The sequence below is a fragment of the Geobacillus thermopakistaniensis genome (assembly GCF_000498995.1).
In the GTDB taxonomy this organism is placed as follows: domain Bacteria; phylum Bacillota; class Bacilli; order Bacillales; family Anoxybacillaceae; genus Geobacillus; species Geobacillus thermoleovorans.
Genome location: NZ_AYSF01000062.1, coordinates 1 through 16056, shown reverse-complemented (window position 1 = coordinate 16056; position 16056 = coordinate 1). Strand labels below are relative to the sequence as shown.

Sequence of the window (16056 nt, the reverse complement as noted above, 5' to 3'; positions counted from 1 at the left end):
AAAGGCAGCGGCTTTTTTATGCGGCTGGGAAATTGTTGGCTGTTGCGCGTCTTTTCTTTTAATTTTTTTGCTTGGATCGATTATATTAGTAATAGGAAAAAAGGAGGATGTCAGTCGGTTGGGGAAAACGGAACGATGATCGAAAGGAGAGGGAATATGGATCGATCTGTCGCCTCACTGTTGGATCGCATCCATGAACAATACGAACGATGGAGGACGGGACCGCCGCTTGACGGTGTGGAATTGGCCCGATTTTTCAATGCTGTCGGCCGGACGGCGGCGGTGATTGGCCTTAGCGACATCGCTGCTGAAGCAGAGCGGCTCATTCACCGGTTGAACGGCCAAACGGAACGGCAATGGACAGCGGAGGAGGCGCTGATGGAGATGGTTCCTCTCCTTCGCTGCTTCTATGAAGCCGGGGAAGCGGCTTCTGCCACCATTCCCTCTTCGCACCGCCAAGGGCCGAAAGCAGCGATTCTCCTCTGTGGAAATGATCCCCTGTTTTTTGCTTACGTCCGCGGCGCCCTGCAAACCGTGCCATGGCGTTTCACGACGATTCCCTCCCTTGAGCAGGCGGCCGCGTCGATGTTTCGTCTCAGCCCGGATTGCATCATCGTCAGCGTGAAGGAGGGAGAGTGGGAGAATCCGGACTTGACGGTTTTGCTTGAGCGCGCCGGACAGCGCCCCTATCTTCCTGTTGTCATTGTGAGGAGAGACGAGGGCAAAGAGGGGCGGTTGAAAGGTTATGAGCTTGGCGCGGATGATGTCATCACCACCCCAGCGGCAGATGAGCTGTTCGTTCGCGTTCGCCGGCTCATTGAAAAAAAACGAAAAATCGATGACCTTGTGCTCATTGACGAATTGACAGGTGTGTACAACCGGAAGTATTTGCCGCGGGTATACGCCCGCCTTCGGAGCGACCTCGAGCGTTACGGAGCGCCAAGCTGTTTGGCGTTGCTTGATTTGGACCATTTCAAACAAGTCAATGACCGTTTCGGCCACCTTGCAGGCGATGCGGTATTGCAAAAGCTGGCTGCCTTTTTGCGCCAACATACACGTGGAGTGGATACCGTCGTTCGCTTTGGGGGCGAAGAGTTTGTCGTTTGGCTGGCCAAAACGTCCAAAAGCGAGGCTCGTGCAGTGCTTGAGCGGCTGCAACGCCAGTTCGCCGCCGAAAAAATCGAGGCGGATGGCGCACTTCTATCATGTACGTTTTCCGCCGGCCTGGTTGAGTGCGATGAACCGGATCGGCCGCTTGACTATTGGCTGCGTCTGGCCGACAAGGCGCTGTATGCGGCGAAACGAGGCGGCGGCAATCGGATCGAAGAGGCGGCGCGTGAGAAAAGCGGTTCTTCGGATGAGGCCCCAAGCCAAGCATCAACGGATCGGCGGCGATGGGCGATTGCCATCGTAGACGACGATGAACTCGTGCGGATGATGATTGCTGATCTTGTCCGCAAGCTCGTCAATGAGCAGGGGAGGAAAGCAGACATTTACGAGTTTGGCGACGGCCTTTCGTTTCTCGAATCTCCGTTTTATCAAAGCGGGCGGCAATCTGTCGTCATTTTGGATCGGGTGATGCCAAAAATGGACGGCCTTGAGGTGCTGAACCGCCTCCGTCAAGAGCGAAAGCCATACAAGGTGATGCTGCTAACGTCGCGCCAAGATGAGCGGGATATTGCCCATGCGCTGAACCGAGGAGCGGACGAATATGTGACAAAGCCGTTCAAATGGTTTGAACTTGAGGCGCGGCTGCGCCGGCTGCTGAAGGAGCTGGATGAGTGATGGCGCTGTTGGTCGTCTTCACGGCAGCAATCGCTTTGTTTGCGGTGTTGATCGTTTTGTTCCTCTATCTCGTGGTGCGCAAATGGCGGGAAAACCGGCGCCAAGCCCGGCTGCGAGTTTATAAGGAACGGCATCGGCTTTGGTTGCTTCGGTATCTGCTCGGCGAGGAGGAACAGATGCTTTTGCCGGCTTCCCCTCTTGAGCGTGAAGCGATGATGGAGCTTCTTGACCATTTTGCTTCACTCTTGAACGGAGAGCAAGTGCAGGAGCGAATTCGAACATTGGCGGAGATGCATTTCCAAGGATGGCTGCATCGAAGGCTGTCAAGCCGTCATTGGAGCGAGCGGATGAACGCGCTGTTTTTGATCGAGGATTTGCAGGTGAAGGCGATGCTGCCGGAGATGGAGCGGCTGTATCGCTCCAACCGGGTGACGAAAGGTGAGGCGGCGAAACTATTGGCCATTTTCGCCCAATTTGATTACAGCCCAGTGATTGCATATGTGCTCGAACCGAAATATAAGTTAACGGAGTTTTCCTATCGGGTCATTTTTGGCCATATGAGCGAGCGGCTTCTTCGACAGGTGGAACAGCGATTTGATGAGCTGCCGCGGGCAGGGAAATGCGCGTTCATCGATATGATCGGCATCCGTCGACGAGGGGAGCGATCGTTTTTGCTGGAGCTGTTGGCATCAGATGAGTTGGAGCTTCGTGTTCGCGCGCTTAAGGCGATGGCAGAAATTGGCGTTTCAATTGAAGCGACAAAGCTTGATCGCCACTTGCGCTCGCCGCATTGGCAAGAGAGGCTGATGGCAGTCCGTCTTGCCGGAAAATGCCGCGAAGAATGGTTGCTTCCCTTGCTCTATGAGCGGCTGGCCGACCGTTCATTCGCCGTTCGTTCGGAAGCGGCTGCCTCCATCGTGCGCCTGCCGGGCGGCCGGGCGATGCTGCATAAAGCGGCGTGCACAGCGGAGGACCGTTATGCCCGTGACATGGCGAAGCAATGGATTGGAGAGGAGGGGTGATGGTGGAAGGGGGGCAAGCGTTTCTATCGGCTATCGGGCATGTCGTGCTCATTTATATGGCTGTCGTTCTCGCCTTTTATACGTTTTTGCTTGTGGTAGCTTTCATTCACTTGCGCCGCACTCGTCGTCTTGACGATTGGGAGCCGTATGAAGAATTGCTCGATGCCAGCTACGCAAAACCGATATCGATCCTTGTTCCAGCTTATAATGAGGAAGCCGGCATCGTTGGTTCGGTTCGCTCACTGCTAGCCATCGAATACCCGGAGTATGAAGTCATTGTCATTAATGATGGGTCGACTGACAAGACACTTAAGCGGTTGATCGATCATTTTCATCTGAAGTCGGTCTATCGCGTCATTCGCCGTCAGCTGGCGGCGAAGGAAATCAAGGCGGTTTACCAGTCGCCCGATTACCCGCATTTGTTTGTGCTGGATAAAGAAAACGACGGGAAAGCCGATGCATTGAACGCCGGAATCAACGCCGCCCGCTATCCATACATTTGCTCCATCGACGGCGATTCTGTTCTTGAGCGGCGCGCGTTTTTGAAGGTGATGAAACCGATGCTTGAATCCGACGGAGAGGTCATTGCTTCTGGAGGGACGGTCCGGATCGCCAATGGCTGTCGGATTGAACGCGGTGAAATCGTCAAGGTCGGTTTGTCGCGGCGGCCGCCTCGGCTTAAGCCGCCATAACTTGCTGCTCATCGTTTCTGGGGCATTCGGCGTTTTTTTTAAGCCGTGGGTGATCGAAGCAGGCGGATATACGGATACAGCTGGAGAGGATATGGAACTCGTTGTGCGCCTGCATCGACTGGCGCGTGAAAAAAACGAGGAGAAAAAAATCATCTATATCCCCGACCCGGTTTGCTGGACAGAAGCGCCGGAAACGTATGGGGATTTGCGGAGGCAGCGGCGGCGCTGGCATCGCGGGCTTTTGGAAAGCTTATGGATGCATCGATCGATGCTATTCAATCCAAAATATGGCTCAATCGGCCTTCTTTCGCTGCCGTATTTTTGGTTCATTGAGCTTCTTGGTCCGATCGTTGAATTGATGGGCTATATTGTCGTTGTTTTCTCCTTATTTCTCGGAAACTTGTACGTCGAATTCGCTCTTCTTTTGCTGACGGTTTCGGTTTTGTACGGTTCGCTGTTATCAGCAGCAGCCGTCTTGCTTGAAGAGTGGACTGAGCGGAAGTTCCCGAGCATCTCTGATTTGGTGAAGCTGTTTTTCTTCGCGTTGACTGAGACATTTTGGTACCGTCCGCTTACCGCTTGGTGGCGGTGCGAAGGGGTGATCGACGCTGTTCGCCGGAAAAAGCAATGGGGGAGCATAAAGCGAAAAGGAGTGTCGGTGTAAACATAGGTAGAGAATAGAGCGAAAAGGGTGCGCCTCGGCTTGACGAATCAGTGCATGTCTCCCCAAGTGATCGTGATCGAACCCAAAGAGGAATATTCACGAAAACATGATGAATTCAAAGAGAAAAGCCAGGTCACGGCTCGGCGTCCGCTTAATAGCGGTCGCCGAGCCGTTTAAATACGGGTCTTGTCAGCCGTTTCGGCTTTTGTTCCGGCTTTTCCTTCAGTCCGGTGTAGGCGATGAGAATGGCTTTTGCCTCTGACAGCGGCATCCGAGCTGGAGGGTTGCGGTATGAATCGTTGAGAGAGCCAAGGTGCGGAAGGGCGGCGAAATCTTGTTTTGTCGGTGGAATGTGGAAGTAGTAGTCGCCGACGGCGACAAGCACGTCGGATTGCTGTTGGCTGTATCTCGGATTGCGGGAAAAATGGAGGCCCACTTTTTTCGCCTTGCCCTCCTCAAGCAGCTTCTCGATCGCTTTTTTCTTCAGAAGATAAAGAAACGAAGGGTTCAATGCTGTTTTGGCATGGCGGTTGACGGTAAAAATCGCTTTGGCAATATTGTCGACCGTCAATTGCACCGGTTTCATCGGCATGTCTCCTTTTTTCTTTCTATTATAACATAGGAAGCGGTGTTGTTGCCCGGTTTGTCCTACTTCTATCCGGGGGTAAGCGAAAAAACGGTCAACTCCGGCGGAGCGAAGAAGCGAAGCGGCACCCTTGTTGTGCCAAGGCCGCGGTTGACGTACAACAAGAGTCCGCCGACGTGGTAAAACCCTTCATAATACCGCTCAGACAACGGCGGCGTGATGAGCGGTCCGATAAACGGCAACTGAATTTGCCCGCCGTGGCTATGGCCGGAGAGTTGAACGTGAATAGGGAAGCGGCGAGCCTCAATGGCACCGTCCGGCTCATGAACGAGGGCGATCGTATATGTCGCCCGCGGAATGCCGTTCGTCATTTTCGACCAGTCCGGGCGTCCGAGCATCATATCGTCGCTGCCGGCGATAGCGATGGCGTCATGGCCGCGCCGGACGAGTGCATGCTCATTGACGAGAACGCGGAACCCGGCTCGTTCCATCAATCGACGGTAAATATCTGTCCCGTAGCCGCCGTGATCATGGTTTCCGTAAATGCAAAATTTTCCAAGAGGAGCACGGACGCCAGCCAACGCCTCAGCGACCGCGTTGACGTGCGGATACCGGTTCGCCTCATGGAGCAGATCACCTGTGAATACGACGAGATCGGGCCCGAGTTCGTTGATGCGGCCGATAATGCGGTAAAAGCGTTTCAAGCCGTAATAATGGCCGAGATGGAGATCACTGAACTGCAGCAGCTTGACGCCGGCAAACGACTTTGGGATCAGCGGATGCGACAGCGCATGGTGCGTCACGGTCAGCTCGGCTGGCTCAATCCAGCGGGCGTATCCAGAGGCGGCTGCCATCGCCAGCGCTGCGCTGAAACTTGTGCGCGCCAGCTTTTTCAAAAAGGCGCGCCGGCTTAGTTTGGTTGTTTCGATATGGTGCATCGTTTCGCCGTCCTTTCACAAGCAGCTTTATTATAACGAAAAGAGAGGGAAAAGGACAATAGGAGGACTAAGATGTTCGAATATTCCACTATTTTATGATATGATAAAAATGAATGAGTAATCAGTCATAGGAGGAGAAATGGATGAACGGAAAAGTGATCATTGTGACCGGCGGGTCGAGCGGAATGGGGAAATATATGGCGAAGCGGTTTGTTTCTGATGGGGCCAACGTCGTCATTACGGGAAGGCGGGCCGAGGCGCTCGAAGAGGCCAAGCGGGAAATCGCCGCGCCGGATGGAGGGAAAGTGCTTACGATCCCGATGGATGTGCGCAACCCGGAACAAGTGGCGCACATGGTGGAGCGGACTGATGCGGAATTCGGCCGCATCGATGCCCTCATCAACAACGCGGCTGGCAATTTCATTTGCCCGGCGGAAAAGTTGTCGATCAACGGCTGGAACAGCGTCATTAACATTGTGTTAAACGGCACGTTTTACTGCAGCCGGGAAGTCGGCAACTACTGGATTCAGCGCGGCTTGAAAGGGAACATTATCAACATCGTTGCGACATATGCCTGGCATGCCGGCGCCGGGGTCATTCATTCAGCGAGCGCCAAGGCTGGAGTGCTGGCAATGACGCGCACGCTTGCTGTGGAATGGGGGAAAAAGTACGGCTTCCGCGTCAATGCGATCGCTCCCGGACCGATTGAGCGGACCGGCGGGGCGGAGCGGCTTTGGGAATCAGAGGAAGCGGAGCGGATGACGTTGGAAAGCGTGCCGCTCGGGCGGCTCGGGACGCCGGAAGAAATCGCGGCGGTCGCTTCGTTTTTGCTTTCGGATGAAGCCGCTTACATTAACGGCGCTTGCATCACAGTCGACGGCGGCCAATGGCTGAACCGGCGGCCGTTTTAATCAAATTTGCCATAAAGCAAGATGGTCCTCACCCAAAAGGGATTGCAGGCGGTATTTCTTCATTTATCGCGGGCAACCGGCTCATTGCACGCAACGGCCTTTGTCACAAGCGGATTCCCTGCTGTCAGGGGAGCCGCTTTTTTTACGAGTCAGGAACGATTGGGCAATTATGCTATAATAAAGGCAAAGATGGTCGATGGGGATGAGGTGAACACGATGGATGCATTAGACGTGATGGCCAACTTGCCGCAAGTGATTCCGCACTATCAACCGATTTTCAGCGCCGATGAGCATGGGGTCGTCGGCTATGAAGTGCTCGGTCGGTTTCAAACGGAAACAGGGCCGGTCAGCCTTGGGCCGTTTTTTCACGATGAAACCATTCCAGAAGAATTTCGCATCGAAGTGGATGATGTGATCACGAAAAAAGCGCTCGACTATTTTCTGTCGCTTGATGATCAAACGCTGCTCATTTTTTTAAACCGCGACGCCAACTTGCTGATGCTTGACCGCGGCGAGTCGTTTTTGCAGCTGCTTCTCTCCTATGAAGCGAAAGGGTTGGCCCCAAGCCGCATCGTTTTGGAAATCAACGAGCAGCATTTCAAGGGAGACGTCGATCAGCTCAGCCATTTATTGACGTATCTTCGTACATACGGCGTTAAAGTGGCGGTCGACAACATCGCCGAACATAGCATTCATCTTGAGCGAATCGGCGTCTTGTCGCCTGACATTTTAAAAATCGATTTGCGTGAATTGCGGAAAACGTCCGTTCATCAAGCATACCAGGAAATCGTTCACTCGATTTCGCTGTTGGCGCGCAAAATCGGAGCGACGCTCCTGTATGAGGACATCGAAACGTCATTTCAGCTTCAGTATGCTTGGCGGCATGGCGGCCGCTATTATCAAGGGTATTATTTGGCCAAGCCGGCGCCAGAGGTTGTGCCGCGCGATTTGTTGAAAGACTTGCTCCGCCAAGAGTGCCATCGCTTCATCCAGCAGGAAAAGAAAAAGCTTGAAACGCTGTATCAAATTGCTGAGCAGTTTCAGCAGCGGATCAGCGCGCTGCTTGGCAAATACAAAAAAGCCGCCGATTTTAACGAGCTCATTTCCCTGTTGGCCGGCGAGCTCGACGATGTTTGCTTCCGCATTTATGTTTGTGATGAGGACGGCTTCCAGCAGTCGGGCAATATGTTCAAGCGCGGCGGCCGGTGGGAGCTTCAGCCGCAATATTATATGAAAAACTGGAGCTGGCGCCCGTATTTTTTGGAAAACATTGCCGAAAAAGTCGCCGCTTCGTCGGAGGAGCTGGCAGCGAGCGCCGAACAGACGAGCAAGGCGACCGAGCAAATCGCCATGACGATTCAGGGCGTTGCTTCCGGCATGGACAAGCAAATGCAAAGCGTGGAAGAAACGTCCGCCGCCGTCGATTCGATGTCTGAGAGAATCGAGCAAATTTCCGGACGGGCGCAAAGCGTGTCCGCCATCGCTGCTGAGGCGTCAAGACAAGCGGCTGAGGGAGGGCAAACGATCGAGGCGGGCGTTGCGCAAATGAACAAAGTCAACGATACGGTCGAGCGGCTGGCTGACCTCATTAAAGGGCTTGGCCACCGTTCCGAGCAAATCGGCTCGATCATCGAAGCAATCCGCAGCATCGCGGCGCAGACGAACTTGCTCGCCTTAAACGCCGCCATTGAGGCGGCGCGCGCCGGCGAGCACGGGCGCGGCTTTGCCGTCGTTGCTGACGAAGTGCGGAAGCTCGCCGAGCAATCGGCCCAATCGGCCCAGCAAATCGCGGAATTGATCGCTGCCATTCAAGAAGAAACGGTCCATGCCGTCCAATCGATGGAGTCGGTCGTCAACGAAGTGACGGCCGGAACGAACGTCATTCGCGCCTCGGGAGAAATGTTCGCCCGCATTCGCGCCGCCGTGGACGAAGTTGCGGCGCAAATCCGCGACGTATCCACCGCGGTCAGCGACATGGTCTCTTCTTCGGAGCAAATGGTGCGCTCCGTCCGGCTTGTCGCCGACGTGGCCGAGTCGACATCGGCCGGTGCGCAGGAGGTGTCGGCGGCGACCGAGGAACAGCTGGCCTCGATGGAGGAAATTTCAGCTTCGGCCGCGTCGCTCTCGAAAATGGCGGACGATTTGCAGGCGATTGTCAACAAGTTTTCATTATGATGAGCGCCTTTTATGGCGTTCATTTTTTTCCATATGGTTATGGCGAAAGGGAAGAAAGGCGATTTTTCGCGCTGCCATGTATAAAACGATTTGTGGATGGCGAAAACGTATGAAAGAAATGGTTCCATGCACAGCTGTTTTTATGTATAATGATGGTTGACACAAGTCCCACAACAGAAAGCAGTGACGCGCTATGGCTGAAAAAGTCGCCGTCATCGTCGGGCCGACGGCGGTCGGCAAAACGAAGCTCGGCATCGCGTTGGCGAAAAAGCTGGGCGGAGAGGTCATCAGCGGCGATTCGATGCAAATTTATAAAGGGATGGACATTGGCACGGCGAAAGTGAAGCCCGATGAGATGGAAGGAATCCCGCATCATTTGCTGGACATCAAAGAGCCGTGCGAACCGTTTTCCGTCGTCGAATTTCAGCGGCTTTGCCGTGCGCTCATCACCGAGATTTCGGCGCGCGGCCGGCTGCCGATCATCGTCGGCGGCACCGGGCTGTACATTCAGGCAGCCCTTTACGATTACCAATTTTCCGCCGCCCCTTCCGACGAAGCGTACCGCCGGGCGCTCAAACAGCTGGCGGCCGAGCAAGGAGCCGAAGCGCTTCACCGGCGGCTTGAGGCGGTTGATCCAATAAGTGCGGCCCGTATTCATCCGCACAACATCCGCCGCGTCATCCGCGCCTTAGAAGTGTATCATTGCACTGGAAAGCCGTTCAGCGAGTGGCAGCAAGGGCAGTCAAAGCGGCTTTTGTATGAGGCGGCCATCGTTGGCTTGACGGCGGAGCGGGAGGCGCTTTACCGCCGCATCAACGAGCGGGTCGATGAGATGATCGCCGCAGGGTTGATCGAAGAGGCGAGGGCGCTTTATGACCGCGGCCTGCGCGACTGCCAGGCGGTGCAAGCCATCGGCTACAAGGAGCTGTACGACTATTTTGACGGCCGCGTTTCCCTTGATGAAGCGATCGAGCAGCTGAAACAAAATTCGCGCCGCTATGCGAAACGGCAGCTCACTTGGTTTCGCAACCAAATGCCGGTGAAATGGTTTGACATGACCGACGCTGGGCAGTTCGCCGCCAAGGTGGAGGAAATTTCTCGCTATGTAGCAGGAAAGCTTCAACTTGAAGCGAATATATAATTATATCCTTAGAGAGAAAAGAGGAGGACGTTTGATGAAAAATACGATCAATATTCAAGACCAGTTTTTAAACCAGCTGCGCAAAGAGGGCATTCAAGTGACCGTCTTCTTATTGAACGGCTTCCAACTGCGCGGATACATTAAAGGGTTTGACAACTTCACCGTACTTTTGGAAGTGCAAGGAAAACAACAGCTCATTTACAAGCACGCCATTTCGACGTTTGCGCCGGAGCGGAACATCCATTTTGAAACCGAACAGTAAGACCGACGGTACATACGCCGCCGAAAAAAGGCGCCTTCCTTCGCGGAGGGCGCCTTTTGCCATTTCCCGTTTTCCTTCCGCGCCCGCTATTTGATCGACAAGCTCCTGCGTCACCCGAAGGGAAGTGAGGGACGAGGTGAATTCAGATGCGTAAACCGCCGCTTTTGTGAATAAACATATACAAACTTTTTCCGCTATAGCCGACCCGCTGTTCGTTTGGGCGATTGTCACGGATCGGCGGTGGCGTACGTATACTAGTAACGAAAAGGCAAGGCGTCAAAAGCCAAGTCGGAACGGGTGCGGATGGCAGAAAACGGGAAGCGAGGTGACGCCCCTTGTCAGAATTGACGATGAACAAGGCGAAAGGGCAAATCAACATCGTGTTGAACTCCAAAACGGTAAACCATTTAGTGAAAGAAGAGAGAAACGACTGGCTCGATGGCGAAGAGCATCAGGCGCTCCGCAATATTCAAAAGGAGCTTGATCAGCTGATCGGCCTTGATCATGTCAAAAAAATCATCAAGGAAATTTACGCCTGGCTGTACATCAACCGGCTGCGCAAGGAGAACGGCTTAAAGGCCAACCGCCAGGCGCTCCATATGATTTTCAAAGGCAATCCCGGCACCGGCAAAACGACAGTGGCGCGCTTGCTCGGCAAGCTGTTTTTTGAGATGAACGTGCTGTCCAAAGGGCATTTCATCGAGGCGGAGCGGGCCGATTTGGTCGGAGAGTACATCGGGCATACGGCGAGCAAAACGCGCGATTTGATCAAAAAAGCGCGCGGCGGAATTTTGTTCATCGATGAAGCGTATTCGCTCGCCCGCGGGGGCGAAAAAGATTTCGGCAAAGAAGCGATTGACACGCTTGTCAAAGGGATGGAAGACTATTGCGACGACTTGGTTGTGATTTTGGCCGGCTATCCGAAAGAAATGGACTATTTTTTGTCGCTAAATCCCGGCTTGCCGTCGCGCTTTCCTCTCACGATCGAGTTTCCCGATTATACGGTCGAGGAGCTTGTGCAAATCGCCAAGCAAATGCTGCGCGAACGCGAGTATGAAATGACGCCGGAAGCGGAGCGGAAACTGTACATTCATCTCGAAGGGACGCTGGAAGCGACCGGCCGCCTCAAGTTCAGCAACGGCCGCTATGTGCGCAACTTAATCGAAAAAGCGATCCGCAAGCAGGCGGTCCGCCTTCTTCATGAAGGGCGCTACGACAAAAAAGAGCTGATGACGATCCGTGACCGCGATTTAGTGATTCATGCTTGAACGCTCTCCCACCTACGCTCACGCGTGGAAGTGGGGGTCTTCTCGGCGCGAGATGAAAAAAAGCAAAGGAGGCTCCTCTTTCTTTTTCTTGTCGAAAGAAAGAGGTCTTCCTTTCTTTTTTGTGCCGCAAAAAAGAGGAATGCGATCAAAAAGAGCGAATACATAAACAGCGGGGGCATCATACACCTATTTATCTGAATTATCTGTCTAGTGGATCTGCACGCCCTGCGTCCATTCGGAGAAAAGGGGGAAAGGCGCTTGTACATGACGATTGGGGAGATGTTTTCCCAGACAGTGCGAAAGTTTCCAAACCGGGAGGCGGTCGTCGACGCGGCGACCGGACGCCGCTATACGTACGCCGAATGGGAGAGGGAAGTGAACCGGTGGGCGAACGCGTTTTTGGAAGCGGGCGTCCGCAAAGGAGATCGCGTTTCGACGGTGCTGTACAATACGCTTGAGCTCGCGACCGCTTTGTTTGCCTGCGCCAAAATCGGCGCGGTGTTCAATCCGATCAACTTTCGGCTGAGGGCGGAAGAAATCGCCTATATTTTGACGGACGCCGAGCCGAAAATCGTGCTGTTTGAACGGGCGGTGGAACCGGAACTTGCCGCGATTCACAGCCGTTTCCCGCACGTGTCATTTTGGTCGATCGACCGCGATCCGCCGCCGTTTGCCAAAAACGCTCACGAGCAGGCCGCGCGGGCCCTAGGGGAAGCGCCGCGTGTTCATGTGGATGAGAGCGATCTTTATGCCATTATGTATACAAGCGGCACAACTGGGCGTCCAAAAGGAGTGATGCACCGTCACCGCGACATGATCGAGCAAAGCGTCATTTGCCATGGCGTCATGCGCATCCGCGAGACGGATCGCGGGCTGGCGGCAGCGCCGCTGTTCCATTGCGCCGAGCTGCATTGCTGCTTGCTGCCGCGCGTGCATGCCGGAGCGGCGAGCGTCATTTTGCACCATTTTGACGCCAAGCTCGTGCTTGAAACGATCGAACGGGAGCGGATTACGATCATGTTTGGAGCCCCGACGATGTGGAACATGATCTTGCAGGAGAATGTAAGCGGTTACGATTTATCTTCGCTTCGCCTCGGCCTATACGGCGCCGCTCCGATGGCTCCAGCGCTTGTCAGGCAATGCCAAGAGCAGCTCGGCATCGAGCTGATTCAAGCGTACGGCATGACGGAAATGGGGCCGGCGGTGACGTTTTTGTTGGAAGACGAGCAGCTGAAAAAAGCCGGTTCCGCTGGACGCGCCTGCCTGAACCATGAGATCCGCGTCGTCCGTGCGCGTGAAGACGGGCCGTCCGACCCAGACGATGTGCTGCCGCCATATGAAGTCGGTGAAATTGTGATGCGCGGGCCGTGCATGATGGCTGGCTACTACAAGCGCGAGGAAGCGACGGAAAAAGCGTTGTACAAAGGTTGGTATCATTCCGGCGACCTCGGCTACCTTGATGAAGACGGCTACTTGTATGTCGCCGACCGGGTCGATGACATGGTGATCAGCGGCGGGGAAAACGTCTATCCGCGCGAAGTCGAGGACGTGTTGTACGAGCATCCGAAAGTGCTCGATGTCGCTGTGCTCGGTGAGCCGGATGAGTTGTGGGGCGAAAAAGTCGTCGCCTTCGTGGTCAAAAAAGATGNAGTCGAGGACGTGTTGTACGAGCATCCGAAAGTGCTCGATGTCGCTGTGCTCGGTGAGCCGGATGAGTTGTGGGGCGAAAAAGTCGTCGCCTTCGTGGTCAAAAAAGATGACCTCCTGACCGCCGATGAGCTCGAGCAGTTTTGCAAAACGAGCGACCGCCTCGCTCCGTACAAACGTCCGCGCGCCTACTATTTCATCGATGCCCTGCCGCGCAACGCGAGCGGGAAAATCCAAAAGTTTTTGCTGCGCGAACAGCTGAAAAAACAGGCGACGGGCGGAACAGAGAAAAAGTGACCGAACAGAAGAGAGGGATGAACGGGTGACGGCTCGCTATTTGCGTGAGGAGCACCATATGTTCCGCGCGGCGTTTCGCAAGTTTTTGGAAAAAGAAGCGTACCCGCATTATAACGATTGGGAGAAGCGCGGCATCATTCCGCGTTCGTTTTGGGCGAAGATGGGCGAGAACGGCTTTCTTTGCCCGTGGGTCGATGAGAAGTATGGGGGTCTAAACGCCGATTTTGCCTACTCAGTCGTCATCAATGAAGAACTGGAAAAAGTCGGATCGAGCCTCGTCGGCATCGGCCTGCACAACGACATCGTCACGCCGTATATCGCATCGTACGGAACCGAGGAGCAAAAACAAAAATGGCTGCCAAANATCATTCCGCGTTCGTTTTGGGCGAAGATGGGCGAGAACGGCTTTCTTTGCCCGTGGGTCGATGAGAAGTATGGGGGTCTAAACGCCGATTTTGCCTACTCAGTCGTCATCAATGAAGAACTGGAAAAAGTCGGATCGAGCCTCGTCGGCATCGGCCTGCACAACGACATCGTCACGCCGTATATCGCATCGTACGGAACCGAGGAGCAAAAACAAAAATGGCTGCCAAAATGCGTCACCGGCGAGCTCATCACGGCGATCGCCATGACCGAGCCGGGGGCGGGTTCGGATTTGGCCAACATTTCGACAACGGCAGTAAAAGACGGTGACTACTACATCGTCAACGGACAAAAAACGTTTATCACGAACGGCATTCATGCCGACTTGATCGTCGTCGCCTGCAAAACCGACCCGCAGGCAAAGCCGCCGCACCGCGGCATCAGCCTGCTCGTCGTGGAGCGGGATACGCCGGGGTTTACGCGCGGTCGGAAGCTCGAGAAAGTCGGGCTGCACGCCCAAGATACCGCCGAACTGTTTTTCCAAGATGCGAAAGTGCCGGCATATAATTTGCTCGGCGAGGAAGGAAAAGGTTTTTACTATTTGATGGAAAAGCTCCAGCAGGAGCGGCTCGTTGTCGCCATTGCCGCACAAACGGCGGCGGAAGTGATGTTTTCCTTGACGAAGCAATATGTCAAACAGCGCACGGCGTTCGGCAAACGGGTGAGCGAGTTTCAGACCGTCCAGTTCCGCCTTGCCGAGATGGCGACGGAAATCGCCCTTGGCCGCACGTTTGTCGACCGCGTCATTGAAGAGCATATGGCGGGAAAACAGATCGTCACGGAAGTGTCGATGGCGAAATGGTGGATTACCGAGATGGCAAAACGTGTCGCGGCCGAGGCGATGCAGCTGCACGGCGGTTATGGTTATATGGAAGAATATGAGATCGCCCGGCGCTATCGCGACATTCCCGTAAGCGCCATTTACGCTGGGACGAACGAGATGATGAAAACAATCATCGCCCGGCAGCTAGATTTGTAGAGAGAGGGAAAGATATGCTTCGTGGCATTGTAGTCGTTGATTTTTCCCATTACTTGCCGGGCCCATTTGCCAGCTGGCGGCTCGCCCAGCTCGGAGCAGAAGTCATCAAAATTGAGCCCCCATCCGGCGATCGGCTGCGCCCGTTCGCCGAGGGCCGGTTGTTTGCCGCCTATAACGCCGGCAAAAAAAGCATCGGGTTGGATTTAAAAACGGACGCGGGTCGCGAGCAAGCCCGGCGGCTCGCCGCCCGCGCCGATGTAGTGATCGAAAGCTTCCGCCCCGGGGTGATGGCGCGGCTTGGGCTCGGTTATGACGATATGTGCCGCATGAACGAACAAATCATCTATTGCTCGATCAGCGGCTTCGGTCAACAGAGCAGCCGCTCATTGCTTGGCAGCCATGATTTAAACTATATGGCGCTCTCCGGCTTGCTTGCGCAGCTGGCCGATGAACGCGGCCGCCCGGTTCATCCGAAGATCACGCTTGCCGATTTTATCGGCGGCATGGCGGCGGCCGAGCGCATTTTGGCTGCCCTCTTTGCACGCGAGCGAACCGGCAAAGGCGCCCATCTTGATGTTTCGCTTGTCGATGGCTTGGCAGCGATGATGGCTGGCCATTTTGCCATTGAACACGGCGGTGGGCCGAAGACCGGTCTTTCCGAGTTGTCTGGGGAGGTGGTGTGCTACCAGCTGTATGAGACAAAAGACGGCCGTTATATGAGTTTAGCGGCGCTCGAGCCGCACTTTTGGCAGCGGTTTTGCGAGGCGGTCGGCCATCCGGAATGGACGGAGGCGCAATGGGCGCCGGCGCGATCGGGGGAAGCCGTATATGACGAGCTCGCCGCCTTGTTCCGTGAAAAGACATTGGATGAGTGGAGCGCGTTCGCCGAAGCGGTCGACGTCTGCCTTGCCCCGGTGCTGGAGACGGGTGAGGCGAAGGCGCTGTTTGCTGACAGCCGGCTCCGCCATCTCGTTCGGCTGCAGCCGGGCGGCGCATGGACGGCCGCACATGGGCCGGACGGCCAATGGGGCGGCGGGGAGCCGCCTAAAGTCAATGAACATGCGCATTTGGTAAAGGGGGAGGAATGACCGATGATGAAAACACCGTTAAACATTTCCATGATGCTTGAGCGGGCGGAGTTGTTTTTCCCAAAAAAGCAAGTTTTCGGCTCTTTTTTCCTCCTAAAATATATAAAGATTTAAAAGATATAAATACTAAAAGTATATAAAAGCAGCAAAAAGGGGGCTGCCGCTCAATATACACAAG

At 54.7% G+C, this 16056-nt stretch carries 12 protein-coding genes and 2 pseudogenes; 12 read left to right on the top strand and 2 right to left on the bottom strand.

Going from position 1 to position 16056, the window contains the following annotated elements:
- The first annotated feature begins 156 nt into the window (after positions 1 to 156).
- The 3 genes and pseudogenes from T260_RS126595 (at position 157) to T260_RS01000000138050 (ending at position 4163) form a co-directional block, all read left to right on the top strand.
- The gene (locus T260_RS126595; RefSeq protein WP_031212924.1) at positions 157 to 1785 is read left to right on the top strand and encodes a diguanylate cyclase; all 1629 of its coding nucleotides are present in this window, start codon (positions 157 to 159) and stop codon (positions 1783 to 1785) included.
- On the top strand, positions 1782 to 2807 hold the full coding sequence (locus T260_RS126600) for a HEAT repeat domain-containing protein (RefSeq protein WP_023634201.1): 1026 nt from the start codon (positions 1782 to 1784) through the stop codon (positions 2805 to 2807). Before T260_RS126595 ends, T260_RS126600 begins: the two co-directional genes overlap by 4 nt.
- Positions 2786 to 4163 (top strand): annotated as a pseudogene (locus T260_RS01000000138050) (glycosyltransferase family 2 protein). Before T260_RS126600 ends, T260_RS01000000138050 begins: the two are co-directional and overlap by 22 nt.
- A gap of 151 nt (positions 4164 to 4314) precedes the next feature.
- Here the strand turns inward: T260_RS01000000138050 and T260_RS126605 are convergent.
- Together T260_RS126605 and T260_RS126610 are read right to left on the bottom strand one after the other, a co-directional pair.
- Complete coding sequence (locus tag T260_RS126605) at positions 4315 to 4749, bottom strand: YkyB family protein (protein ID WP_014195334.1); 435 nt, start codon at positions 4747 to 4749, stop codon at positions 4315 to 4317.
- A 68-nt stretch (positions 4750 to 4817) separates the two neighbouring features.
- Entirely contained in the window at positions 4818 to 5687 is an 870-nt protein-coding gene (locus tag T260_RS126610) for a metallophosphoesterase (RefSeq protein ID WP_020278634.1), read from the bottom strand.
- A 143-nt stretch (positions 5688 to 5830) separates the two neighbouring features.
- Here T260_RS126610 and fadH point away from each other — a divergent pair, with 143 nt between their 5' ends.
- The 9 genes and pseudogenes from fadH to T260_RS126640 all read left to right on the top strand — a co-directional run bounded on the left by fadH (position 5831) and on the right by T260_RS126640 (position 15878).
- Positions 5831 to 6598 (top strand): 2,4-dienoyl-CoA reductase, encoded by a 768-nt coding sequence (gene fadH / locus T260_RS126615; protein ID WP_011230544.1) that lies wholly within the window; start codon positions 5831 to 5833, stop codon positions 6596 to 6598.
- Between the two features lie 216 nt (positions 6599 to 6814).
- The gene (locus T260_RS1000000140300; protein ID WP_050582935.1) at positions 6815 to 8773 is read left to right on the top strand and encodes an EAL-associated domain-containing protein; all 1959 of its coding nucleotides are present in this window, start codon (positions 6815 to 6817) and stop codon (positions 8771 to 8773) included.
- A 193-nt stretch (positions 8774 to 8966) separates the two neighbouring features.
- Entirely contained in the window at positions 8967 to 9914 is a 948-nt protein-coding gene (gene miaA, locus T260_RS126620; RefSeq protein WP_011230811.1) for a tRNA (adenosine(37)-N6)-dimethylallyltransferase MiaA, read from the top strand.
- 34 nt (positions 9915 to 9948) lie between these two features.
- Complete coding sequence (hfq, locus tag T260_RS126625) at positions 9949 to 10176, top strand: RNA chaperone Hfq (protein ID WP_011230812.1); 228 nt, start codon at positions 9949 to 9951, stop codon at positions 10174 to 10176.
- A 335-nt stretch (positions 10177 to 10511) separates the two neighbouring features.
- On the top strand, positions 10512 to 11444 hold the full coding sequence (gene spoVK / locus T260_RS126630) for a stage V sporulation protein K (RefSeq protein ID WP_011230813.1): 933 nt from the start codon (positions 10512 to 10514) through the stop codon (positions 11442 to 11444).
- A gap of 258 nt (positions 11445 to 11702) precedes the next feature.
- Entirely contained in the window at positions 11703 to 13388 is a 1686-nt protein-coding gene (locus tag T260_RS126635; protein WP_023634199.1) for a fatty acid--CoA ligase, read from the top strand.
- Between the two features lie 58 nt (positions 13389 to 13446).
- Positions 13447 to 13698 (top strand): annotated as a pseudogene (locus T260_RS1000000140995) (acyl-CoA dehydrogenase family protein); the annotation flags it as partial.
- 6 nt (positions 13699 to 13704) lie between these two features.
- Entirely contained in the window at positions 13705 to 14790 is a 1086-nt protein-coding gene (locus T260_RS0120585; RefSeq protein ID WP_050582934.1) for an acyl-CoA dehydrogenase family protein, read from the top strand.
- A 14-nt stretch (positions 14791 to 14804) separates the two neighbouring features.
- Positions 14805 to 15878, top strand: a complete 1074-nt coding sequence (locus T260_RS126640) for a CaiB/BaiF CoA transferase family protein (protein ID WP_011230816.1) — start codon at positions 14805 to 14807, stop codon at positions 15876 to 15878.
- Positions 15879 to 16056: the final 178 nt, after the last annotated feature.

Excerpts from the sequence above, each read along its gene's own strand:
- T260_RS126595 (WP_031212924.1), top strand. The coding sequence starts at position 157 with ATGGATCGATCTGTCGCCTCACTGTTGGATCGCATCCATGAACAATAC.
- T260_RS126605 (WP_014195334.1), bottom strand. The coding sequence starts at position 4,749 with ATGAAACCGGTGCAATTGACGGTCGACAATATTGCCAAAGCGATTTTT.
- T260_RS126610 (WP_020278634.1), bottom strand. The coding sequence starts at position 5,687 with ATGCACCATATCGAAACAACCAAACTAAGCCGGCGCGCCTTTTTGAAA.
- fadH (WP_011230544.1), top strand. The coding sequence starts at position 5,831 with ATGAACGGAAAAGTGATCATTGTGACCGGCGGGTCGAGCGGAATGGGG.
- T260_RS1000000140300 (WP_050582935.1), top strand. The coding sequence starts at position 6,815 with ATGGATGCATTAGACGTGATGGCCAACTTGCCGCAAGTGATTCCGCAC.
- miaA (WP_011230811.1), top strand. The coding sequence starts at position 8,967 with ATGGCTGAAAAAGTCGCCGTCATCGTCGGGCCGACGGCGGTCGGCAAA.
- hfq (WP_011230812.1), top strand. The coding sequence starts at position 9,949 with ATGAAAAATACGATCAATATTCAAGACCAGTTTTTAAACCAGCTGCGC.
- T260_RS126640 (WP_011230816.1), top strand. The coding sequence starts at position 14,805 with ATGCTTCGTGGCATTGTAGTCGTTGATTTTTCCCATTACTTGCCGGGC.